Consider the following 22,506-nt stretch of genomic DNA (forward strand, 5'->3'; position numbering starts at 1 on the left):
AACAGTCGACACATCTCACTTTCAGGAGTTGACTGTTAACAGTCGACTGCTTAGAGTGGCTGTCATCACACCGACGACTGTTCCGAGGTACGCCGTGCCGAACACCCGCTTCGCCGCCCGCCTGGGGTGCTCCACGATCAGCTTTCGACACCAGCCACTGGCTCAGGCGCTCCAGACGATCGCCTCGCTGGGCTTCGCCGAGATCGACCTCGGGGCCTTGCCAGGTGTGTGCGACCACGTTCCGTTCGTGCTCGACGCCGACGCGGTGGCCGACGTGGCCAGAACCGTCGTGGCGTCCGGCCTGCGCGTGCGCTCGGTCAACGGAGACGTCGGCGATCTGAACGCGCCCGTGAGGGGTGGGCGTCGTTCGGATCGCCGAGCACATCTCGAGATGCTGTCGAGCCTGGCAGCGGCCATCGGTGCGCGCGCTCTGGTGCTGCCCTGCGGGGCGCTGGACCACACCCCGGTCGCGACGCTCGAGGCCGACGTCGCCCTGGTGGCCGACGAGCTCTCCGTAGCGGCGGCAGTCGCGGCCGCCCACGGTGTCGAATTGTGGACGGAATCACTGCATCTCCACCGGCTGTGCTGGAACACCGAGCGCGCGCAGCTGCTCGCCGACCGCCTCGGCGACGACGTCGGCATCGTGATGGACTTCAGCCACGTCGTCGCCTCCGGCGGAGATCCGGTCGACTTCGTCGCTCGCTTCGGACCCCGCATCGCACACGTCCACATCCGCGACGCCACCCCCGGCAACATCAACGTCTCGGTCGGCAACGGCCACGTCGACTTCGCCCGCGGGATAAAGGAACTCACCACCGCCGGCTACGGCGGCCACTACGCACTCGAACTCGAGACCCGCGACATCACCGACGACCAACGACCCGAGGCCGCCGCCAAGGCCGGCGACGTCATCAGCAACCTCATCTGACCCGACCTCCCACCCAGCTCCGCCCGCCCGTCATCGAAAGGCACCACTCATGGCAACCACCCGCACCGCCGTCGTCACCGGAGCGACCTCCGACCGCGGCATCGGCATGACCCTCGCCCAGCGGTATGCCCGCGAGGGCTGGGCCGTCGTCATCCTTGACCTGGACGGCGAGAAGTCCGCCAAGGTCGCCGCGGACATCGGCAACCAATTCGCCGTGCCTGCCTTCGGATACGCCGTCGACGTCACCTCCGAGGAGTCGGTGACGACCGCCGAGGCCGCGGTCGCCGCGGAGGTCGCATCGGGCAACCTGCCACCCGTCGGCGCGCTCGCCAACATCGCCGGCATCACCAGCCCCGTGCCGTTCCTCGAGACCACCCTCGACATCTGGAACAAGGTCATGGCGGTCAACGCCACCGGCACCTACCTGGTGACGAAGGCCTTCCTCCCCGCCATGATCGACAACGGCTGGGGACGCATCGTCAACATGTCGTCGGTGTCCGCGCAGCGCGGCGGCGGCGTGTTCGGCAAGGTGCCCTACTCGTCGGCGAAGGCCGCGATCCTCGGATTCACCAAGTCGCTGGCCCGCGAGATCGCCGACACCGGCGTCACCGTCAACGCCGTCACCCCCGGGGCCGTCGACACCAACATCCGGGTCGGCGCCACCGACGAATCCGAGGCGGCCCTGGCCGCGGGGATCCCGGTCGGACGCACCGCCACCACCGAGGAAGTGGCCGCCGTGATCACCTTCCTGTCGAGCGAGGACGCCAGCTACCTCACCGGGACCACCGTGGACATCAACGGCGGCAGCCACATTCACTGAGCCGCAAGTGCCGGGAGCAACTCGACCTCGAGGGCCTTGACGACGAAGAACAGGTCCTGGCCAGGGGCGAGGTCGAGATCCGCGGCAGCGGCAGCAGTGATGTCGGCGGCCAGGCCGGGAGCGCCGTCCGCCTGGTCGGTACCTCGGATCCGAACCGTGGTGCCGTGGAGGTCCATTTCGGCGATGGTCACCGGAATCACGTTGCGTGGACTGCCGTGCGGTGCGGTCCGGTGGACCGCCACGGCCGTCGGCCGGAACAAGGCGACCGCGGCGGCCCCCTGGGGCGGACCACCGATGCCGGCAATGCTTGCCGCCCAAGCAGTCTGAAGGACCCCGGGTTCGCTGATGACACCCGCTACGAGGTTGACCCCGGCAATCCGGGCGGCGAAGCCACTGCGCGGGGACGCCAGAACCTGGCGGACCGGACCGCTTTCCACGATGCGCCCGCCGTCGACCACGATCACCTCGTCGGCGATGGCGAGGGCGTCGAGCAGGTCGTGGGTGACGATGACGGCGGTGCGGTGCGAGTCGCGCAGGATGTCGCGCAGCAACCGTCGGAGAGCGGGTGCCGCGGTGACGTCGAGTGCGGCCATCGGTTCGTCGAGGAGCAGCACGTGCGGTTCCGCGGCGAGTGCGCGGGCGACCGCGACACGCTGGGCCTGCCCGCCGGAGAGCTGGGCGGGACGTCGGTCGGCGAAGGCGGCGGCGTCGACGGCTTCGAGCCACCGCTGCGCCATCGCACGGGAATCAGAGCGGCTGTGGCCCCTACACCGAGGAGCGAAGGCGACGTTGGCGGCAACCGTCATGTGCGGGAACAACAGTGCCTGCTGAGAGAGCATGGCGACGCCGCGGTCGTGCGGGGGAACGAAGACGCCTGCACTGGTGTCGGTGACGACCCGATCACCCAGGGCGATCCTGCCGCCGTCGGGTCGCAGGAGGCCGGCGATCAGCAACAGCAAGCTGGACTTTCCGGCACCGTTGGGGCCGAGGACGGCGAGTACCTTGCCGTCGTCGAGGCTGAGGTCGAACTCGACGTCACGCTGTTCGAGGCGCGCCTGCACGTGAACGCTGCTCACAACGCACCCGACAGGCGCCGACTCGCCGAGGCGACGACGATGAGTGCGGCGACGACGATCAGCAGCAGTGACAGTGCGACGGCGGCGTCGGGATCGGTTTCGCGCTGCAGGTAGATTTCGAGAGGCAACGTTCGGGTGACACCCTGCAGTGATCCCGCGAAGGTCAACGTCGCCCCAAACTCGCCGAGCGACCTCGCGAACGCGAGGACGGCTCCAGACACCAGCCCCGGAACGACAAGCGGCAGAGTCACTCTGCGCAGCACGGTGGTGGGGCGTGCGCCGAGCGTGACGGCGATGCCCTCGTATCCCTCACCGGCGCTACGCAGCGCACCCTCGAGGCTGACGACGAGGAATGGCAACGACACGAACGACTGGGCGAGAACCACCGCGGCGGTGGAGAACGCTATCCGGATACCGAGAACCTCGAGTTGCTGTCCGAGAAGCCCTTGTCTGCCAAAGGTGTACAGCAGGGCGATTCCGCCGACGACCGGAGGAAGCACCAGCGGTAGCAGTACCAGCGCTCGCAGGATCGACTGGCCTGGGAAGTGTCCACGGGCGAGTACCAATGCCATCGGCACCCCGAGCACGGTGCACACCACCGTGCTTGCGGCCGCGGTCTTCAGGCTCAGAAGTAGTGCTGCCCTGGATGATTCCGAGGTGACGAGTGGAATGAAGTGAACCCAGTCGATCTTGAGCAGGATCGCCACCAGCGGGACGATGACGAATAGTGCCCCGGCGGCGGCAGGCACGTAGATCCAGGTCGGCAGACCGGCTCGAACCAGGCCTCCCGGCCGCCGCCTTGCTGTCACGGCGCAGCGAAACCTGCTGCGCCGAGCACCTTTTGGCCCTCTGGACCGGTTACCAGATCGATGAACTTCTGCGCGGCGGCGGTGTTCTTCGAGTCCTTCAGCAGAGCGATCGGGTAGGTGTTCACGGCGCCGCTCGACTCAGGAAACGGAACCGAAGTGACCTTGTCCCCGGCTCCGGCGGCGTCGGTGACGTACACCAGTCCCGCGTCGGCTTGGCCGGAGGTGATCTTTCCAAGCACGTCGGTGACGGCCGATTCCTCACTGACCGGCGCCAGCGCTACCCCGGTCGCCTTCTCGACCTTCTCGGTCGCGGAACCGCACGGAACCTGCGGCGCACACACCACTACTTGAGTCCCCGGCTTGGCCAGGTCTGCAAAGGTTTTGATGCCCTTGGGGTTTCCCGGAGGCGTGACGATCGTCAGCGTGTTGGTGGCGAAGTCGACCGGCTGGCCCGAGACGATGCCCGCATCCGTCGCCTTGGTCATGTTCTTCTCGTCGGCGGAGGCGAACACGTCCGCGGGAGCTCCCTGGGTCAACTGGGTGACCAGATCGGAGGAACCCGCGAAGCTGAAGGTGACCTTGGTGCCCGCGTTGTCCTTCTGGAACTGTTCTCCCAGTTCGGTGAACGTCGACTTGAGCGACGCCGCCGCGAACACCGTGATGTCATCGGTCGACGACGCGGGGGTGTCGGTCTTCGACGACGCGCAGCCGGCGATCAGAGTCGCGGCGCTCAGTGCGGCCACGGCGACGCCAAGAATCGATTTCACGAGGTTCCTCCTGCAGTTTCGATGATCACGGTCGTCGCCTTGACGACGGCCACCGCGACGACACCCGGCTCCAGGCCGAGTTCGGTCGCCGATGAACTGCTCATCAGCGAGACGACGGTGAACGGTCCGCACTGCATCTGCACCTCGGCCATCACGTGATCCACCGTCACCTTGGTGACCAAGCCGACGAACCGATTGCGCGCGGAACTCGAGCCGCCGAGCGGATCAGGTGGAGGCGTCGCATGATCACGGGCGAACGCGGCCAGCACGTCACCGGCGATCACCTTGCGACCAGCGTCGTCCTTGTGGGCGGCGAGGCTGCCGCCGTCGATCCAGCGGCGCACCGTGTCGTCACTGACCCCGAGCAGCACGGCCGCGTCTCTGATCCGGATCGCCGGCACGGCACATCACCTCTATCTCGTTGCTCCGCGTATGCGGCAAAACTAGCCTAATCGACGACTTCTTGCGGGTGGTACGCGCCAATCTTCCCGCAAAGACCGCAATGCACCGTCTTCACTACGGCCGCGTATCGTCTGAAAGTCGTTATCGCACAAAAGGAAGGGCTTTCAATGCGTTTGTCCACTCGTAATCAGCTGCCAGGCGTCGTCACCGAAGTAAACGTCGGCGGCGTCATGGCCACGGTCAAGGTGCGCCTCGACGGAGGCGACCAGATCATCACGGCGTCCATCACCAAGGAGGCCGTGGAAGACCTGGGCCTGGCCGTCGGCTCTCCCACGACGGTGTTGGTGAAGTCGACCGAGGTAACCCTCGCCGTCGAGTAGAAACACTCAGCCGGGTCCGGCCTCGTCTGCGGTGGCGTCAAGACTGCCAACGCGACGGTCAACATGGTCGACACCGTCATGATGCCGCCGGCGTAGGTGTCAGGTCGGCCGGAAGGTCAGCGCTAAGCCGTCCATGCAGTAGCGCAACCCGGTCGGTTGGGGTCCGTCGGTGAAGACGTGGCCGAGGTGTCCGCCACAGCGGCGGCAGTGCACCTCGGTGCGCGCCATGCCGAGACCTCCGTCTTCCCGCTGGTCGACGGCATTGTCCATCGGTTGGTAGAAACTCGGCCAGCCAGTACCACTGTCGAACTTGGTGGTCGACGAGAACAGGTCCAGAGCGCAACCCACACAACCGAATACACCAGCACGGTGCTCGTCGTTGAGCGGACTGCTGTAGGGCGCTTCAGTGCCGGCGTTGCGCAGGACGTCGTACTGCTCGGGGGTCAGGAGTTTGCGCCATTCCGCGTCGGTGTGGGAGACCTCGAAGGTCTCGGTCGACGCGTTGGGGGGTTCGGCCCCTGCGACGCCGCGCAGTGTGCCGCACCCGGCGAGCACCCCGACCAAAGCGGTACCGAGCAGTAGGTGTCGTCGGGTCAACATCGACGGCGGCTGATGCGACGACTGTGCGGTCATCCTTCGACGGTACTGCCGCGGGGCGCCAACCGGGCTGACCATTGTGTGACCGCTGCCTTCCAGGGCCGTCAACGGCCGCAACGAGAGGACACTGCAAGATGCCAGGTCGTAGATGGGTGGACCCTGGCCTTCACGCTGGCACTGGTAGCCTACCGAATTATATAGCGAGACAGCGACTTTGGCCGTCAGTACCGGCGACACCGGACGCGCGGGGCCGTTCGCATCACCTACGGCGAACTCCCGCAGATCTACTTCTCCGTGGTGCAGGACCCCAGCCAGCTAGATCGCCAAGGACCCGACACCGGCACGCAGTACCGCTCGGCGATCTTCGCGCAGTCCGTCCCATGCGTCACCGCGGTGATTCGCGAGGCAACGGGTCTTCGGTTTCCCGTCACCATTGGTAGGGCAGGAACTTCCCACTGAAGGTGACGACGACCCGATCACCCTGCGGATCTTCGTGTTTGGCGAAGTCCACGTTGAAGTTGATCGCGCTCATGATGCCGTCACCGAACTCTTCGTGGATCAGTTCCTTCAAGGCTTGCCCGTATACGTCGATCGCTTCGTGGAAGCGGTACACAGTGGGGTCGGTGGCCAATCCGGCGTCGGCGATCCGGTAGGGCTGGCGCTGAAGGGCGACGCTGACGTCGGGGTCGAGGTCGAGCGTCTCGGCGACGAGTTCGGCGGATTCTCGCGGGACCGGGTGCTTGCCGAGCAGAGCGGCGACCGTCCAGACGAGGGGTTTGTCGATGCGTTCGGCGATGTGACGCCAGCTCAGGCCCTTCGCCAAGCGTGCTTCGTCGACGATCTGTCCGGCGGCGACTTTGTCGATTCCGTTGCGAGACATGGGTACTCCTGGATCGGTGGGATGCGCGGCGCACCCGGTCCGTCGCGGTCGACGAACCGGGCACGCAGGTTCTGGTTGCTAGCTCTTGGCGGTGGCGGTGTAGGAACGTGCCCCGGTGCCGGCCAGCGCGCCTCCGTCCACGATCAGATACTCGTCCCGGATGGGCGATCCCTCGAAGTAGCTCTCCAAGATCTCCCGGGTACCGGCGGCGTAGCGGGTCTGGGCCGACAACGACGAGCCCGAGATGTGCGGTGTCATGCCGTGATACGGCATCGTGCGCCACGGGTGGTCCGCCGGTGCTGGCTGCGGATACCAGACGTCGCCGGCGTATCCGGCGAGTTGCCCACTCTCCAAGGCGCGGACCACGGCGTCGCGGTCGACGATGAGAGCACGGGCAGTGTTGATCAGGTATGCGCCACGCTTCATCGTCGAGAGCAGGTCGTCGTCGAACAGTCCCCGCGTCTCCGGGTGCAGCGGCGCGTTGATCGTCACGACGTCGAGGTGCGGCACCATCTCCTGAACCGACTCGTGATGCGTCAGGTTCAGTTCGGCCTCGACCTCTGACGGCAGGCGGTGCTTGTCGTAGTAGTGCAGACCCACGTCAAAGGGTGCGAGCCGGCGCATTACGGCCAGCCCGATGCGCCCGGCCGCCACCGTGCCGACCTGCATGCCCTCCAAATCGTAGGAACGTTCCACGCAATCGGCGATGTTCCAGCCACCGTCGAGCACCTGCTGGTGCGACGGCAGGTAGTTGCGAACCTGCGACAGAATCATCATCACGACGTGCTCGGCCACGCTGATGCTGTTGCAGAAGGTCACCTCGGCGACCGTGACTCCCGCCTCGATCGCGGCGTCGAGATCGACGTGGTCCGAACCGATTCCAGCGGTGACGGCCAGTTTGAGGTTGGGCGCCTTGGCGATTCGTTCGGCGGTCAGGTAGGCGGGAAAGAACGGCTGCGAGATGACGATCTCGGCGTCGGGCAGGTGCTGGTCGAAGACCGAACCGTCGCCGTCCTTGTCGGAGGTGACGATCAGTTCGTGGCCAAGGCCCTCCAGGTACGTACGCAGTCCGAGCTCGCCGGAGACGCTGCCGAGCAACTCACCAGGGGTGAAGTCGATCGCCGACGGGGTGGGCAGGGTCTGCCCGTCGCCGTAACGCTCGAGTTTCGGCAGGCCGTCGCGTGCGTAGGTCTTCGGGTAGCCGGTCACGGGATCGTCGTAGAGAACGCAGAGGATCTTGGCCATGGTGGTCTTCTCTCATCGAGGTGATTGATGGGACGTGTGCACCCGCATCTGATCAGGCTGCGGACGGTGCCGGTCGTCGACGATTTCGACCGTAGCGCCGTCGCTCGATGGCGGACAAGGGTTTCTTCTTTGCGATCTGACATGCTTCGATAGTCTGAACCTATCGAGATGACGCGGGGGTGTGAACATGCACGGTGACGTGCTCATCCAGCAACTCGAATACCTGGTCGCCTTGGCACGAGACAGACACTTCGGCCGCGCCGCCCGCTCGTGCAACGTCAGTCAGCCGACGTTGTCGGTGGCGATCAGGCGTTTGGAGAGCGAGTTGGGTGTCGTCATCGTCCGACGCGGGCATCGGTTCGAGGGTTTCACCGAAGAGGGCAGCCGGGTCGTGACGTGGGCGCACCGAATCCTGGCCGAGCGTGACGAACTACTGGCCGACGTGGAACGCATGCAGGGGCGATTGAGCGCCATGGCGCGGGTCGGTGCGATTCCGACGTCGGTGCCCGCCAGTCCGCTCCTCACCGACCGCTTCCTGCGTGACAACCCCGCGGCCTCGGTGCGCATCGAAGCGCTCTCGTCGCGTGAGATCGCGGTGCGCCTCGCGGAGTTCGAAATCGATGCCGGACTTACCTACATCGACAGCGAAACACCTCCTGGCACAAAGCGTTTCGAACTCTACCGCGAACAGTTCGTCCTGCTCGCGCCAGCCGACGAACCGATCATGGCCCAGGACGAAGTGCGGTGGTCAGAAGCCGCCAAGCTCCGGCTGTGCGCGCTGACACCGACGATGCGGAACCGTCGGATCATCGACGCCAACATGGCGGCCGACGGCGCGCGCTTTCGGCCCGCCGTCGAAGCCGACACCGTCGGAGCCTTGTTCGCCCACCTTGCTGGACGGCAACTCGCGACGGTGGCCTCTCACACCTGGCTGTATGCGTTCGGTGTGCCGCGCGGGCTGACGGCTCGTCCCATGGCGCGAACCGGGGACGGCCCAGCGGTCGGTCTGATCGTCCTGGACCGCGAACCCAAATCCATCGTGGCCCAAGCACTGGTGACGGCGGCGACTGGCGTGGACTTCGCGGGCGTTCTGCGGGGCGCCTTCGACGGTTGGCTGCCCATGTAGACAGTTTCAACTGTTCAGTTTAGGCTGTTGAAATGGAACGGGTCAGTGAGTCGGCGGTCGTGGCAGCGCAGGATCTCCGCGTGCTCTTCAGCAGGCTGCGCAGGCGACTGCTCGAAGTCGCGACAGCCGACGACCTCACCCCGTCCCAGACCGCGGTCCTTATCCGACTCGTCAAGGACGGCCCCGCGTCGACCAGCCAACTGGCCGGCGCCGAACGCGTGCGCCCGCAATCCATGGCCACCACGCTCGCCGGCCTGGAACGTCATGGAATGATCGCGCGCACACCGGATCCCGATGACGGACGCCGTCAACTCGTCGACCTGACCGCACTCGGGCGCAGGCACGGCGAGAACGACCGCAAGGTGCGCGAGGAGTGGCTGGTGCGCGCCTTGCAGGACCGCTACACCGAACCGGAACGCCGCGTCGTCAATGAGGCGCTGACGCTGCTGACCCGGCTCACCGACTAGCGAAGGGTACTGACTCACAATGAAATTGGCCGTTCACTACATCGACTTCCTCCCCGGTGCGCCGGAGAGACTCGCCCCGACCCTCGCCGCGACCGTCAGGGCGGCCGAGGGGAGTGGCGTCGACATGTTCACCCTCGCCGACCACTTCTTCCAGATGGAGAACTTCGGTCGCGCCGAGGACCCCTTCCTCGAGGGCTACACCACGATGGGCTATCTGGCCGCGCTGACCGACCGCATCACCTTGACGATGCTGGTCACCGGCGTCACCTATCGCCATCCCGGCGTGCTTGCGAAGACCATGACCACCCTCGACGTGTTGAGCGGCGGCCGTTCGATGTTCGGCATCGGCGCGGCCTGGTACGACCGCGAACACCACGCGCTGGGCATCCCCTACCCAACCTTGAAGGACAGGTTCGAGATGCTCGAGGAGACACTGCAGATCTGTCAGCAGATGTGGAGCGACGACGACGGGCCCTACGAGGGGAAGCACTACCGGCTCGCCGAGACCATCTGCCAACCGCAGCCGATCCGCCGGCCACCGATCCTCATCGGCGGCTCGGGCGAGAAGAAGACGTTGCGCATGGTCGCGCAGTACGCCGACGTGTGGAACGCGTCGTCGACGCTCGACGAGCTCCCCCACAAGCTCGACGTGTTGCGAGCACACTGCGATGCGGTCGGGCGTGACGTCGCCGAGATCCGGCTGACCGCCGGTTACTTCGACGACCCGTTCGCCGACGTCGACTCCTACCTACGCACCCTCGACCGGTACGCCGCACTCGGCTTCGACACGGTCAACACGGGTCCGTGGCCCGGCAACCCCGATCCCGCGGGCTGGGTGACGCGGCTTGGCGACGAGGTCATCCCGCGGCTTCCCCACTAGGAGCCCACCCCCGCCGGGTTCGGCGGTTGAGTCGCGCGACGCCCGCCGATGGTGTGTAGTCGACAACCGTGATCTCACTGCACTGGAAGCCCGTCGCATCCGACGCCGACGTCGTCGCTCCGGACGAGCGGCTGAGTTGGCCGCGGACAATCGGCATCGGCGCCCAGCACGTGGTGGCGATGTTCGGCGCGACGTTCCTGGTGCCCGTGCTGACGGGCTTCCCGCCCGCCACCACGCTGTTGTTCTCCGGTGTCGGCACGGTGCTGTTCCTGATCATCACGGGCAACCGGCTGCCCAGCTATCTGGGCTCGAGCTTCTCGGTCATCGCGCCGGTCACCGCGGCGGTGGCGTCCAACGGCACCGGCAGCGCACTTGGCGGCCTGGTCGCGGTGGGCCTGTTGCTGATCCTCATCGGCGCAATCGTCCACGTCGTCGGCACCGGCTGGCTCGACGCAACGCTGCCGCCGGTGGTGACGGGCGCCATCGTCGCGCTGATCGGGTTCAACCTCGCGCCCGCCGCCAAGAACAACTTCGAGAAGGGCCCGGTCGTCGGCCTCGTCACCCTGGTGCTGCTCGTCGGGATCCTGGCGTTCTTCCGCGGCATCATCGGCAGGCTCGCGATCTTCCTCGCCGTCGTCATCGGATATCTGGTGGCGCTGGCCCTCGGCGACGTCGACACCTCCGCGATCGCGGCCGCGCCGTGGATCGGCCTGCCCGACTTCCAGGCGCCGACCTTCAGCCTGTCCGTTCTCCCTCTGTTCCTGCCCGCGGTGATTGCACTGGTGGCCGAGAACATCGGCCACGTGAAGTCGGTCGGCCAGATGACCGAAACCGACACCAACCCCGTCATGGGCCGGGCCATCGCCGCGGACGGCGTCGCCACCACACTTGCGGGCTTCGGCGGCGGATCGGCCACGACGACCTACGCCGAGAACATCGGCGTGATGGCCGCGACCCGGGTGTACTCCACGGCGGCCTATTGGATCGCCGCCGCAGTGGCGATCGTTCTCGCCATGTGCCCCAAAGTCGGTGCGACCATCTCCGCCATCCCGCCCGGCGTGCTTGGCGGCGCGACCGTCGTCCTCTACGGGCTGGTCGGCATCCTCGGCGTGCGCATCTGGCTGACCAACCACGTCGACTTCGGCCTTCCGGTCAACCAGATGACGGCCGCCATTCCGCTGATCATCGGCATCGCCGACTTCACCTGGCAACCCGGATCGTTGATCTTCACCGGCATCTCCCTTGGCTCCATCGCCGCCCTCGTCGTCTACCACGGCATGCGTTTGCTGGGCTTCCGCACGAACCAAAACGACGAAACCCCGTCCGCCCGGGTTGACGTGCGTGACAATGACGGCGAGTCGGCCAAATGAGGGGATGCACGACATGAAGAAGCTTGCAGCAGTGCTGTTGACGTCTGCGGCGATGGGGGCTTTGCCGTTTGCGATGGCGCCGGCGGCTCAGGCCGACATCTGCGCGGGCGCAGGCGGGCGGCACGTGGCCGTTGGCGGGTGCACCAACGTCGCGGGTGACGTGGCGCGCGGCGTGGCGATTGCCTCTGCCGACACCCCGTACGTCTGGGGCGAGGTGCCCTGCTACACCGTCGAGGGAGTGCCCTACTACACGCCTCCCGGCGACCCCTGCTGACGTCCCTCCAACACCGCTGACGGACCCCGGTTCATCAGCTGGCGGGCCACGATGAGGCGCTGAATCTCGCTGGCGCCCTCCCAGATCCGCTCGACGCGGAGTTCGCGGTACATCCGCTCGGCGACGTTCTCGCGCATGTAGCCACGGCCACCGAAGATCTGCACGCTGCGGTCGGCCACCCGGCCCGCCATCTCCGAGCAGTACAGCTTCGCCATGGACGCCTGCGCGTGCAACGTCTTTCGGTCGGCGCCGCCGTCGATCGAGCGGGCCACCTCGTAGAGCATGGTGCGCGCGGCGAAGAGTTCGGTCGCGCAGTCGGCCAGCATGCCCGCCACCAGTTGAAGCTCGCCGAGCGGTTTGCCGTCGACCACTCGCTCCTTGGCGAACGCCGTCACGTCGTCGAGTAGCCGCTGCGCCGCACCGACGCAGCGGGCGGCGACCATCAGCCGTTCGAACCGGAACCAGTCCTGGGTGAAGGTCATCCCCTCCCCCTCCGCGCCGACGAGGTTCGCCACCGGCACCCGCACGCCGTTGAACGCCACGATCGGATGCTCGTCGGCGATGTGATGCGAATAGTGCGGGGTGCGAACCACTTCCACACCCGGCCACGGTAGGTCGACCACTAGAAGCACGTGCTCGCCCTCGAACTCCCCTCCGACGAGCACCGCCTGGACGAAGCAATAGTCGGCCAGGTTGTAGGACGTGACGTGCCACTTGACGCCGTCGATCACGTACTCGTCGCCGTCCCGGCGTGCGGTGGTCGTCAGCGCGGAGACGTCCGACCCGGCGAACTCCTCGGTGATGGCATACGCCTCGTGCTTCTCGCCGCGCACGGCGGGCAGCAGCCAACGCTCCCGCTGGTAATCGGTGGTGACGTCGACCCACCACTGCGGCGGCGTGGCCATCACCCAGCCGAGCCCGTTGGTTGCCCGCCCGCACTGTTCCTGCACCAGCACCTGCTGCAGCGCAGAGCAGCCCCGACCGCCGACCGACGTCGGCATGTTGGTCGCGAAGAGACCCAATTCTATTGCCCGGGAATGGTGTTCGGCAGTCACCTCCTTCGGCAGCATTCCGCCGGCCAGCTCGGCCTCGAGCTCGAGCGGTATCAGCGAGTCGACGAATCCGCGCGCCGCGTCCTGGATGAGTCGATCGGCCTCGGATAGCCCGTACATCATGCTCCTCGCCCTTGACTGAGCGTTCAGTCTATGTCAGCGTTCAGTGCTATGACTAGTTCCACTCGTGCCGACGTGGTGGTCGTCGGTGGCGGGACGGTCGGCGCCTGGACGGCGGTGCTTCTCGCCGAATCCGGCGTCGCCAACGTCGTCCTTCTCGAGGCGGCTACGCTCGGCGACGGGGCAAGCAGCCGCGCCGCGGGCATGGTCCGCGCCCAGGGCGGCACCGAACCCGCGATCAAGCTCGGCCTCCGGGCCCAGGAGTTCTATACCGCCAGCGGTGACCGCTTTCCGCTCGACTGCGGCTTCGTCGCCCAGGGTTATCTGATGCCGGCGTTCACCGAAGCCGAAGTGCAGCAGGCTCATTCCCGCATCGCGCTTCAGCAGAGCCTCGGCCTCACCGTGGAATGGCTCAGCAGCGACGACCTCGACGCCCGCCCGACGGGCCTGGCGCCCGGCGTGACGATGGGAGCGTCCTACGCCCCTGGGGACGGTTACATCGACGCGCCGCGCAACGTGCTGGCCTACACCGCCGCACTGGTGGCCGCCGGCGTCGACGTTCGAGAGCACTGCGCGTTCACCGGCCTGCGCACCAAGGGAGGCCGGGTAGTTGGCGTCGACACGGCCGACGGACCGATCGCGACCGAACGGGTCGTCCTGACCGGCGGGCCCAAGCTCGCGGCGGTGGGCACCACCGCCGGCGGCCGGATCCACGCCGGCGGCGCGCGTCACCAGGTCGTCGTCACCGCCGCACCACCCGGCGTCGACGTACGCGAGCTGCCCATGGTCTTCGACCTCCCCTCCGGAATCTACTGGCGCCCAGGCGAAGCCGGCGGCTTTCTGTGGGGCATGAGCAATCCCGACGAGCCGCCGGGCACCGCAGTCGACTTCGACACGGCGTACTACCTCAAGGCGCGGACACGCATGGAGCAGGTGTTCCCCGCGGTCAAGGGCCTCGGGCTTCGGCGCGCGTGGGCGGCGACCATCGACTACACCCCGGACCACCTCCCGATCCTCGGTCCGCTGCTCACCGACGACGGCCCGGTCGACGGCACCGTCGTGGCCAGCGCTGCCGGCCACGGCATGATGTGGGGTCCCGCCGTCTCGCAGGTGGCGGCCGACCTGACCACGACGGGCCGCTGCGACTGGCTCGACCTCACCGACCTAGGCCTCGACCGCTTCGACGCCGACGGCAACAGTCGGGTTGCCCCCGAACCGATTTCACTACCGTTCCCCGAAAGGGCCTCCCGATGATCACCAGCATGCTGCCCAACGCCGCCGACGCCGAGCTCGAGGATTGGGGACCCCTCGACGAGGCCACCGGAGCTCCGATGGCCACCAGCGGTCTCGAGGTCTGGGTGGACGGCGACTCGTCGGCGGGCATCTGGCAGTGCGCCCCCGGCCCGTCCCGGTGGACGCTGGCGACGCACGAGGTGATCTACCTCGTGGCAGGCCGGATGACGGTCACCCCGGACGGCGGCGAGGCCTCCGAGATCGGCGTCGGCGACGTCGCGGTGTTCCCGAAGGGCTGGACGGGCACGTGGGACATCCACGAGACCGTGCGAAAGGTCTACTCGATCTTCTGAGTGACCCCGGTCAACTCAAGCCGGTCGCCGACCGGCGGCGGCGCGAGATCGCGTCGACGCTGGCGGCGAGCAGCAGGACGCCGCCGGTCACCAGGAAGTTGATGTAGGACGACTGGTTAAGCAGGCCAAGGCCGTTGGCGATGGTAGCGACCACCACGCCGCCGATCACCGCGTCGACCGCGCGGCCCTTGCCGCCGAACAGGCTGGTGCCGCCGATGACGGCTGCGCCGACGGCGTACAGCAGGACGTTGCCCGCGCCAGAGGACGCCGACACCTTGCCGCCGTAGGACGCAGCGATGATGCCGCTGACGGCCGCGAGGGACGAGCCGATCACGAACACCGAAATCCGGATCCGGTCGACGTTGATGCCTGCCCGACGGGCTGCCTCAGCGCTACCGCCGACGGCGTAGAGGTGTCGGCCGTAGCGGGTGCGGGTCAGCACGAAGGTGAGGCCGATGAGCAGGACCACCACCAACGGGAGTACGTAGGGGATGCCGCGGATCTCGACCCTCGGGTTGACGCTGCGGTTGAGGCTCAGGAGGAAGGTCACGCCCAGCGTCACCGCGGCCACGCCGACGATGCGTGCGATCACGACTCCCAGTGGGGCGTGGTGCAATCCGGCCGCGACCTTGTTGCGGTGCTTGAGCAGTTCGAAGCCGGCGAAGGCCACGACGATCAGCAGCGCGCACGCCCATCCCACGGCCACCGGGAGATTGGCGATGGTGATGCCGCGGATGACCGGGTCGTCGACTCGGACCGAACCGCCCTCGCCGATCAGCTTGAGCGTGACGCCTTGCAGGCCAAGGAAGAACGCCAGCGTCACCACGAACGACGGAATGCCCAGCTTGGCGCGGAGCAGCCCGATCAGGAGCCCGATGAACGCGCCGCAGAACACGCCGCCCAACACGCCGGCCCACCACGGCCAGCCTTGACCGGTCATCGTCAGCGCCATCACGCAGGCCGAGACGCCACCCGCCACCCCCGCCGACAGGTCGATGTCGCCGAGCAGCAGCACGAAGACAAGGCCCATGGCGAGCACGCAGATCGAGCCGGCCTGGGTCACCAGGTTGGCCAGGTTGAGCGCGGAGAGGAACCGGTCGTTGGCCAATCCGAACACGACGAAGAGCACGACGAGTCCGAGAATGGCTGGCAGCGAGCCCATGTCACCGCCGCGCACCCTGCGCAGATAGCCGCGGGCCGCGTCGGCGAACGTGGCGTCCGAGTGGCTGTCGGCCGCGAAGGCGGTGTCGTCGAGCTCTGCCTTGGCGGTCGGCGAGTTGGTGGTTGTCATGTCGCGATCCTTCACGTCGACTGGGCGGCGTCGGCGGGGGCCAGGCCGAGGTCGCCGGAGTGCCCGGCGGTGATGAGCTCGACCACCTGCCCGCGGGTGACCTCGGCGGTCTTGACCTCCGCGGCCACCCGGCCGAGGTACAGCGCGCAGATCCGGTCGGCCACCTCGAAGACGTCCATCATGTTGTGCGAAATCAGAACGACGCCCAGTCCCTGGTCGGCCAGGCGCCGCACCAGATCGATGACCTGACGCGTCTGCGCCACCCCGAGTGCGGCCGTCGGTTCGTCCAGCAGCACCACCTTCGAGTTCCACAGCACGCACTTGGCGATTGCGACGGTCTGACGTTGACCGCCTGACAGGCTGGAGACGGTCTGGCGCACGGACTTGACCGTCTTCACCGACAGCGACGCCAGCGCTTGGCGCGCCATCGTCTCCATGCGGGCCTCGTCGAGCATCCCCCGTTGCCGAATTTCGCGGCCGAGGAACATGTTCGACACGATGTCCAGGTTCTCGCAGAGGGCGAGATCCTGGTAGACCACCTCGACGCCAAGGGCGGCAACGTCATTGGGGCCGTGCACGGTGACGCGCTCACCCTCGAACAGGTACTCGCCACTGTCGATCGGATGGATTCCGGCGATTGCCTTCACCAACGTCGACTTGCCTGCGCCGTTGTCTCCGACGAGCGCCGTCACTTCGCCGGGCCGGACGGCGAAGTCGACGTCACGAAGCACGTGCACCATGCCGAAGCTCTTGTTGACTCCCCGCAGTTCGAGGATGGGCGCGGTCATCAGCCGATCAGAGCCCCGCTGCGCTGCACATAGCGGCGAACTGCCCGGCACACACCTCGTCCTTGGACTGACCGCCGTCGCTGATCACGACGTCGACGTTGCTCTTGGTGATCGCCTTCGGGGTCAGCAGCACCGAAGGAACTTCGCGATTTCCCTTGTCGTCACGCGAGGTTCCCGACGCGGTGACCGACTCGCCCTTCGCCAGCGCGATGGCGGCCTTGGCCAGAGCGCCCGCCTCTTCCTTCGCGGACTTGTAGACCGTCATGCACTGAGTGCCGGCGAGCACGTTCTGCAGACCCTCGACGGTGGCGTCCTGACCGGTGACCGGCACCTGACCCGCGCGACCGTTCTTCTCCAGGATCGAAATCACCGATCCGGCGAGGCCGTCGTTGGCTGCGTAGACGCCGTCGATCCTGCCGTCAGCAGCGGTGTACATCTGCTCGAAGATGGTGACGGCCTTGTCGTTGTCCCAATCGGGCACCGACTGCTCGCCGACGATCTTGACGCTCGGGGTCTTGTCGACCACCGAGTGCGCACCGGCGGTGAAGAGGGTGGCGTTGTTGTCGGTGGGAGAACCGTTGAGGAACACCACGTTCGACGGCTTGCCCGCCAGGCAGTCGACCAGACCCTGACCCTGGAGTTGACCGACGGTGTTGTTGTCGAACGAGACGTAGACGTCGGCCGAACCACCCAGGGTGAGCCGGTCGTAGTCGATGGTCTTGACGCCCTGGCTGGTCGCCTTCTGCTGAATCGCGGCGCCACTGTCGGAGTCGAGGTTCACGATGGCCAACACGGTGACGCCGTCGGCGATCATGCCGTCGGCGATCGTCGCCATGCTGTCGGTCGAGCCCTCGGCGTTCTGAATGGTGTACGGCACGCCTGCGGCCTTGAAGGCCTCCTCGAGTGCGGGCCGGTCCTTGGATTCCCACCGGACCGACGACTTGGTGTCGGGCAGGATCACGCCGATCTTGCCTTCGGACTTGGCGTCACCGCCTCCCCCGCCGCCGCTTCCGCCGCTCCCGCTACTGCTGCAGCCCGACAGGGCCAGCCCCGCGACGGCGAGCACGGCACACACCATTGATGGCACTCGGTTCATGGATTGCTCCCCATTCTCGATTTGTTCTTGACGACAACATATAGCGTGACGTGCATCACGTCTAGGGATTGGCTTGCGCCAGCGTCAGCGCGCGCCCAGCAGATGCTCGATGGCCAACTGGTTGAGCCGCACGAAGCCGAATCCCTTTGCTCCGAAATACGATTCGGCGTCGAAGTCCTCCATTGCCGACCGGTCGGCCAGCAGGTCGCGGTAGGTCTCGCCGGCGTTCAGGGTGGGCCGTCGCAACTCCGCGACCTGAGCCATCTCCAGGGCCTCGGCAACCTCGGGATCAGCACGGAAGGCCGCGGCACGCTGCTTGAGCAACAGGTACATCCGCATGTTGGCCGCCGCCGAGAACCAGACACCGTCGCCGTCCTCGGTGCGGCTTGGCTTGTAGTCGAAGTGGCGCGGCCCGAGGTAGCTAGGGCCACCGTTGGGGCCGCCGTTCTCCAACAGGTCGACCAGGGAGAACGCGTTGGCCAGGTCGCCGTGGCCGAAGACCAGGTCCTGGTCGAACTTGATGCCGCGCTGACCGTTGAGGTCGATGTGGAACAGCTTGCCCGCGTCCAGGGCCTGGCTGATGCCGTGGACGAAGTTCAGGCCGGCCATCTGCTCGTGACCGGTCTCGGGGTTGACGCCGACGATCTCGGAGTGGTCCAGCGTCTCGATGAACGCCAACGCATGGCCCACCGTCGGCAACAGGATGTCGCCCCTGGGCTCGTTCGGCTTGGGCTCGATCGCGAAGCGCAGCGGGTAGTCGTTGTCGAGGACGTACTGGCACAACAGGTTCAACGATTCGCGGTAGCGCTCGAAGGCGGCCTGGACGTCCTTGGCGCTGTCGTATTCGCTGCCCTCGCGCCCACCCCAGATGACGAACGTCTCGGCGCCGAGCTCGGCAGCCAGGTCGATGTTCCGAAGCACCTTGCGCAGGGCGAAGCGCCGCACCGAGCGGTCGTTGCTGGTGAACCCACCATCCTTGAAGACGGGCTGGGAGAACAGGTTCGTGGTCACCATCGGCACCACCATGCCGGTCGACTTCAGCGCTGACACCAGCCGGTCGACCGCCCGTCGCCGCTCGCCGTCCGACGAGCCGAAGGGAAACAGGTCGTCGTCGTGGAAGGTCAGACCGTAGGCGCCCAGCTCGGCGAGCCGCTCGACCGCCTCGACCGCGTCGACCGCGGGGCGGGTGTCGACGCCGAACGGATCGGATGCGGTCCACCCCACGGTCCACAATCCGAAGGAAAACTTGTCCGAGGGCTGCGGGGTGACGCCGTCGGCGAGCGAGACACTGGATTGGGCTACGGACATCTCCGCCTCCTGGTTGAATCAGACTGTAGATTTGTTCAGTCGCCGAACTTATAGTGTGTTCCACGCCACTGTCAACGGGCAGATCGTCGAGGGGAGGAAAGCCGTGAATCGCGCCGCAAGGATCGGGACCAGCACCGATGACGTTCGTCGGCGCAACCTCTCCGGTGTGCTGACCTTGGTCCATCGCCACCGCGGAATGAGCCGAGCCGAGCTGACCCGGAGAACCGGGCTGTCGCGGTCGACGGTCAAGGACCTCGTCGAGGAACTGGCGGAACATCGGCTGATCGAAGAAACCAGGCCCACCGCCTCGGCCCAGGTCGGCAGGCCCAGCCCCGTCGTGCGGCCGCACCCGAGCATGCTGGCCATCGCCGTCAACCCGGAAGTCGACTCGCTGACCGTCGGCCTGGTCACCCTCGGCGGGAACGTTCTCGAGGTGACCAAACGGGCCACCCCCGGTGTCCTCACCGCGGAGCAGACCGTCGACCTCGCGGCCGACATGATCGACCGGTTGCGGAGTCGGCTCGAGCCGGACTGCACCGTCACCGCCGTCGGGGTCGCGGTCCCCGGTCTGGTGCACGCGGCGGGATCCACCATCCGGCTGGCCCCGCACCTCGACTGGCACGATGCTCGGATCGGCGAAATGCTGGGCGCGGCAACGGGTCTGCCGACGTTCGCCGCCAACGACGCGAATCTCGGTGCCATCGCCGAGCACATCTTCGGCCAGCACGCCAACGCCGAGCACATGGTGTACGTCAACGGAGGCGCGGGTGGCATTGGCGCTGGCGTCGTGGTTGCCGGACAGCTGTTCGACGGTGCGGCGGGCTACGCCGGCGAGCTCGGCCACACCTTCGTCGGCGGCGCGAAGCAATGCCATTGCGGGGCAACGGGATGCCTCGAGACCGAGGTCAGCCAGTCACAGACCTTCGAGAAGGATTCGAGCGTGCGGGCCAGCACCGTCGAACGCCAGGCGCACTACCTCGGCATCGCACTCGGCAACGTCGTCAACCTGCTCAACCCCGGACTGGTGGTGCTCGGCGGATTCCTACGGGTCTTCCCCTCGGTGGCGGCCACCGCCCTCGACGAGGCCATCGCGCGGCACAGTTTTCGCGCACCAGGGGAGATGCTGCGGATAGTTCCGGCCAGCCTCGACGCGGACACCCTGATGATCGGTGCGGCCGAGCTGGCCTTCGCGCCGCTACTGGCCAACCCCGCAGCGCTGTACCACCAACGCGTCAACGGCGACCACGCCCGAAACCGAGACGATCAGCGGGTTGGCCTCGACCGCCTCGAATGAGTCGCCCAGTTCGGTTGCGAGCTCGGAGAAACCGACGATCGCGTCGGCCAGTGCGCCGACGTCGGTCGCGGGGGCACCACGCCAGCCGTCCAGCAGGCGCCGGACGCGCAGCGCGTCCAGCATCCGCATCGCGCCGCCGTGGGACACCGGCGGGCACGCCAACACACGGTCGGCGAGAAGCTCCACCAGCGTGCCGCCCGCGGCGACCACGACCAGCGGGCCGAACGTGGCGTCCCGCACGACGCCAACCGACACCTCCACGCCACCGGGCACCATCGGTTGCACCGTCACCGAGGGGCCCAACCGCTGGGCCAGGTCCGCGTACGCCGCTCGAACCGCGGTGGCGTCGACCAGGTCGAGGGCGACACCGCCGACGTCGCTCTTGTGCTCGGCGGCAGCGGTTTTCACTACGACGGGATAGCCGGCCTCGTCGGCGGCGGCAAGGGCCTGGTCGAGGGTGTGCGCGAGAATCGGCCGGGCGACCGGTATGCCGTAGTCGGCGAGCAGCTCGAACCCGTCCCATTCCGGCAGCCGCGCCTGCCATCGTCGCCGCCGGTCGCGGTCGACGGCAGGCGGGCCGGACTCCAGGTGCAGCGGCCACCGGGCCAGGTGACCCAGCGCCACCACCCCGCTGCGAAAGCCTTCGAGGACGGGTATCCCGTTGTCACGCAGCCGTGTTGCCGCGTCGCGGTCGACGGCGCCGGGCAGGGAGGTCAGCACGGCCAGCGGGGCATCGGTCTCCGCGGCCACGTCGAGCACCGCGTCCGGATAGGCCGTGTCGCCGTCGAATTCGGGAACCAGGTCGACGGCCAGCGCGGTGACGGCGACCGCGGGATCCTGGGTCATGACGTGCAGACAGGCACGGAACAGCGACCTGGTGTCGGCGCCGGTCCCCCACACGTCGAGTGGATTGGTGGCGATCAGCCCGTCGTCGAGGAGATCCGTAATGGCCGACAGCGACCTCGGAGACAACTGGGCGAACTCGACGCCGACTTCGTGTGCCAGGTCGGCGATCATGGCGCGTTCGGCACCGGAGTCGTGCACGGTCGCGACCCGACCCCCGGACCCGGCCCGCCGGCGCATGCTGAAGATCTCGACGGTGTCGGCGAATTCGGCCATGTCCCGCACCCGGACGGCTCCGACGTCGTCACAGAACGCCTGCCAGGCCGCGTCCCCTCCGGCCAGCGCTCCCGAGTGGGCGGCGACCATCGCCTGACCGGTCGGGGAACCCCCGACCGGGAGCACCACGGCGGGGATGCCCCCGTCGTGGGCGCGGCGCAAGGCCCGCCGCAGTCGGGGCACCTCGCGTGGACTTTCGAGCAGCAGCGCAAGCACGTCGGTGCCGGGATCGTCGAGTGCGTAGTCGACGTAATCGGCTGTGGTGGTGACGATTTCCTGACCCGAGGAGACGGCGAGCCGAAAGCCGAACCCGCGACGTGCCCGCAACAGCGTCGAGAAGGCCGAACCCGAATGGGTGACCAGGCTGACCCCGCCCGCGGGCAGCACCTCGGGTTCGAGGTAGCCGAGTGCGCGAAGACCAATGGCGTTGTTGACGAAGCCCATGCATCCCGCGCCGCACAGTGCCATCCCGGCCTGCGACGCGACGGCCGCCACCTTGTCGCGGACCCCGAGCGCGGCGCCGAACACGACGGCGGACCGGGCACCGGCGTCTGCGGCAGCGGCCACCTGCTCGACCAGCGCACCGTCGGGCACCCCGAGCAGCACCAGGTCGACGGGCTCGTCGAGCTCGGAAAGCGAGGCCGCGCAAGGTAGGTCGCCGATGCGGTCGTAACGGGGGTTGACCAGGTGCATCCGCGCCGAACCGCGCTGCGCCTCGACGATCATCCGAGCGCCGAAGCTGTCGGGGCGCGCGCTGGCACCGACGACCGCGACCGATCGGGCTCCGAGCATGGCGGCGACCGCTGACTTGCGCTGCTCCCCCACCGGATC

The 22,506-nt window shown here is 67.4% G+C and carries 25 protein-coding genes and 1 pseudogene; 13 read left to right on the top strand and 13 right to left on the bottom strand.

Annotated features, from left to right (window positions below; all coding sequences use genetic code 11):
* Positions 1-64 precede the first annotated feature (64 nt).
* Both ASD37_RS10225 and ASD37_RS10230 read left to right on the top strand, forming a co-directional pair.
* Complete coding sequence (locus ASD37_RS10225; protein WP_235568067.1) at positions 65-928, top strand: sugar phosphate isomerase/epimerase; 864 nt, start codon at positions 65-67, stop codon at positions 926-928.
* Positions 929-977: 49 nt separating this feature from the next.
* A complete protein-coding gene (locus tag ASD37_RS10230) occupies positions 978-1,748 on the top strand; it encodes an SDR family NAD(P)-dependent oxidoreductase (RefSeq protein ID WP_056550831.1) in 771 nt (256 codons plus the stop codon).
* Here the strand turns inward: ASD37_RS10230 and ASD37_RS10235 are convergent.
* Genes ASD37_RS10235 through ASD37_RS10250 form a run of 4 tightly spaced genes read right to left on the bottom strand, consistent with a single transcriptional unit; the run spans position 1,742 to position 4,801 of the window.
* Positions 1,742-2,824, bottom strand: coding sequence for a sulfate/molybdate ABC transporter ATP-binding protein (locus tag ASD37_RS10235; RefSeq protein ID WP_056550832.1), 1,083 nt, complete (start codon positions 2,822-2,824; stop codon positions 1,742-1,744). The two genes, ASD37_RS10230 and ASD37_RS10235, sit on opposite strands and share 7 nt — an antisense overlap.
* The gene (locus ASD37_RS10240; protein ID WP_056550833.1) at positions 2,821-3,633 is read right to left on the bottom strand and encodes an ABC transporter permease; all 813 of its coding nucleotides are present in this window, start codon (positions 3,631-3,633) and stop codon (positions 2,821-2,823) included. The genes ASD37_RS10235 and ASD37_RS10240 overlap by 4 nt, the downstream gene beginning before the upstream one ends.
* Complete coding sequence (gene modA, locus ASD37_RS10245; protein WP_056550834.1) at positions 3,630-4,400, bottom strand: molybdate ABC transporter substrate-binding protein; 771 nt, start codon at positions 4,398-4,400, stop codon at positions 3,630-3,632. Before modA ends, ASD37_RS10240 begins: the two co-directional genes overlap by 4 nt.
* Complete coding sequence (locus ASD37_RS10250; RefSeq protein WP_056550835.1) at positions 4,397-4,801, bottom strand: molybdopterin-binding protein; 405 nt, start codon at positions 4,799-4,801, stop codon at positions 4,397-4,399. The genes modA and ASD37_RS10250 overlap by 4 nt, the downstream gene beginning before the upstream one ends.
* A gap of 168 nt (positions 4,802-4,969) precedes the next feature.
* Between ASD37_RS10250 and ASD37_RS10255 the strand changes: the two genes are divergently transcribed.
* Entirely contained in the window at positions 4,970-5,182 is a 213-nt protein-coding gene (locus tag ASD37_RS10255) for a molybdopterin-binding protein (protein ID WP_056550836.1), read from the top strand.
* Between the two features lie 15 nt (positions 5,183-5,197).
* Positions 5,198-5,278, top strand: a pseudogene (locus tag ASD37_RS31405) (fasciclin domain-containing protein); the annotation flags it as partial.
* A 3-nt stretch (positions 5,279-5,281) separates the two neighbouring features.
* Here ASD37_RS31405 and msrB read toward each other — a convergent pair.
* A complete protein-coding gene (gene msrB / locus ASD37_RS10260; RefSeq protein ID WP_235568046.1) occupies positions 5,282-5,815 on the bottom strand; it encodes a peptide-methionine (R)-S-oxide reductase MsrB in 534 nt (177 codons plus the stop codon).
* 261 nt (positions 5,816-6,076) lie between these two features.
* On the opposite strand from msrB, the gene ASD37_RS30910 reads away from it, so the two are divergent.
* A complete protein-coding gene (locus tag ASD37_RS30910; RefSeq protein WP_235568047.1) occupies positions 6,077-6,238 on the top strand; it encodes a peptide-methionine (S)-S-oxide reductase in 162 nt (53 codons plus the stop codon).
* On the opposite strand, the gene cynS is transcribed toward ASD37_RS30910, so the two are convergent.
* Complete coding sequence (cynS, locus tag ASD37_RS10265) at positions 6,207-6,659, bottom strand: cyanase (RefSeq protein WP_056550837.1); 453 nt, start codon at positions 6,657-6,659, stop codon at positions 6,207-6,209. The genes ASD37_RS30910 and cynS overlap by 32 nt on opposite strands.
* A 78-nt stretch (positions 6,660-6,737) precedes the next feature.
* Positions 6,738-7,904 (bottom strand): NAD-dependent formate dehydrogenase, encoded by a 1,167-nt coding sequence (locus ASD37_RS10270; RefSeq protein WP_056550838.1) that lies wholly within the window; start codon positions 7,902-7,904, stop codon positions 6,738-6,740.
* A gap of 187 nt (positions 7,905-8,091) precedes the next feature.
* On the opposite strand from ASD37_RS10270, the gene ASD37_RS10275 reads away from it, so the two are divergent.
* The 5 genes from ASD37_RS10275 (at position 8,092) to ASD37_RS10295 (ending at position 12,021) form a co-directional block, all read left to right on the top strand.
* Entirely contained in the window at positions 8,092-9,030 is a 939-nt protein-coding gene (locus ASD37_RS10275; RefSeq protein WP_056551054.1) for a LysR family transcriptional regulator, read from the top strand.
* A gap of 32 nt (positions 9,031-9,062) precedes the next feature.
* Positions 9,063-9,497 carry a MarR family winged helix-turn-helix transcriptional regulator gene (locus ASD37_RS10280; RefSeq protein ID WP_056550839.1) on the top strand — a complete coding sequence of 145 codons (435 nt, stop codon included), beginning with the start codon at positions 9,063-9,065 and terminating at the stop codon, positions 9,495-9,497.
* Between the two features lie 19 nt (positions 9,498-9,516).
* A complete protein-coding gene (locus tag ASD37_RS10285) occupies positions 9,517-10,377 on the top strand; it encodes an LLM class F420-dependent oxidoreductase (protein ID WP_056550840.1) in 861 nt (286 codons plus the stop codon).
* 68 nt (positions 10,378-10,445) lie between these two features.
* A complete protein-coding gene (locus ASD37_RS10290; protein ID WP_056550841.1) occupies positions 10,446-11,747 on the top strand; it encodes a uracil-xanthine permease family protein in 1,302 nt (433 codons plus the stop codon).
* 13 nt (positions 11,748-11,760) lie between these two features.
* Complete coding sequence (locus ASD37_RS10295; RefSeq protein WP_056551055.1) at positions 11,761-12,021, top strand: hypothetical protein; 261 nt, start codon at positions 11,761-11,763, stop codon at positions 12,019-12,021.
* Here the strand turns inward: ASD37_RS10295 and ASD37_RS10300 are convergent.
* A complete protein-coding gene (locus tag ASD37_RS10300) occupies positions 11,994-13,196 on the bottom strand; it encodes an acyl-CoA dehydrogenase family protein (RefSeq protein ID WP_235568048.1) in 1,203 nt (400 codons plus the stop codon). The two genes, ASD37_RS10295 and ASD37_RS10300, sit on opposite strands and share 28 nt — an antisense overlap.
* A 48-nt stretch (positions 13,197-13,244) precedes the next feature.
* On the opposite strand from ASD37_RS10300, the gene ASD37_RS10305 reads away from it, so the two are divergent.
* Positions 13,245-14,447 carry an FAD-binding oxidoreductase gene (locus tag ASD37_RS10305; protein WP_056550842.1) on the top strand — a complete coding sequence of 401 codons (1,203 nt, stop codon included), beginning with the start codon at positions 13,245-13,247 and terminating at the stop codon, positions 14,445-14,447.
* Entirely contained in the window at positions 14,444-14,779 is a 336-nt protein-coding gene (locus ASD37_RS10310) for a cupin domain-containing protein (protein ID WP_056550843.1), read from the top strand. Before ASD37_RS10305 ends, ASD37_RS10310 begins: the two co-directional genes overlap by 4 nt.
* 10 nt (positions 14,780-14,789) lie before the next feature.
* Here ASD37_RS10310 and ASD37_RS10315 read toward each other — a convergent pair whose 3' ends face one another.
* The 4 genes from ASD37_RS10315 to xylA form a co-directional block, all read right to left on the bottom strand.
* The gene (locus tag ASD37_RS10315; protein WP_056551057.1) at positions 14,790-16,070 is read right to left on the bottom strand and encodes a sugar ABC transporter permease; all 1,281 of its coding nucleotides are present in this window, start codon (positions 16,068-16,070) and stop codon (positions 14,790-14,792) included.
* An 11-nt stretch (positions 16,071-16,081) separates the two neighbouring features.
* Positions 16,082-16,858, bottom strand: coding sequence for an ATP-binding cassette domain-containing protein (locus ASD37_RS10320; protein WP_056550844.1), 777 nt, complete (start codon positions 16,856-16,858; stop codon positions 16,082-16,084).
* Positions 16,859-16,865: 7 nt separating this feature from the next.
* Complete coding sequence (locus ASD37_RS10325) at positions 16,866-17,954, bottom strand: sugar ABC transporter substrate-binding protein (RefSeq protein WP_056550845.1); 1,089 nt, start codon at positions 17,952-17,954, stop codon at positions 16,866-16,868.
* Between the two features lie 84 nt (positions 17,955-18,038).
* Positions 18,039-19,262 carry a xylose isomerase gene (xylA, locus tag ASD37_RS10330; RefSeq protein ID WP_056550846.1) on the bottom strand — a complete coding sequence of 408 codons (1,224 nt, stop codon included), beginning with the start codon at positions 19,260-19,262 and terminating at the stop codon, positions 18,039-18,041.
* A 103-nt stretch (positions 19,263-19,365) separates the two neighbouring features.
* Between xylA and ASD37_RS10335 the strand changes: the two genes are divergently transcribed.
* Positions 19,366-20,556 (top strand): ROK family transcriptional regulator, encoded by a 1,191-nt coding sequence (locus ASD37_RS10335; protein ID WP_235568049.1) that lies wholly within the window; start codon positions 19,366-19,368, stop codon positions 20,554-20,556.
* Here ASD37_RS10335 and ASD37_RS10340 read toward each other — a convergent pair.
* Entirely contained in the window at positions 20,458-22,500 is a 2,043-nt protein-coding gene (locus ASD37_RS10340) for an acetate--CoA ligase family protein (protein ID WP_235568050.1), read from the bottom strand. The two genes, ASD37_RS10335 and ASD37_RS10340, sit on opposite strands and share 99 nt — an antisense overlap.
* Positions 22,501-22,506: the final 6 nt, after the last annotated feature.

The sequence above is a fragment of the Mycobacterium sp. Root135 genome (assembly GCF_001426545.1).
In the GTDB taxonomy this organism is placed as follows: Bacteria; Actinomycetota; Actinomycetes; order Mycobacteriales; family Mycobacteriaceae; genus Mycobacterium.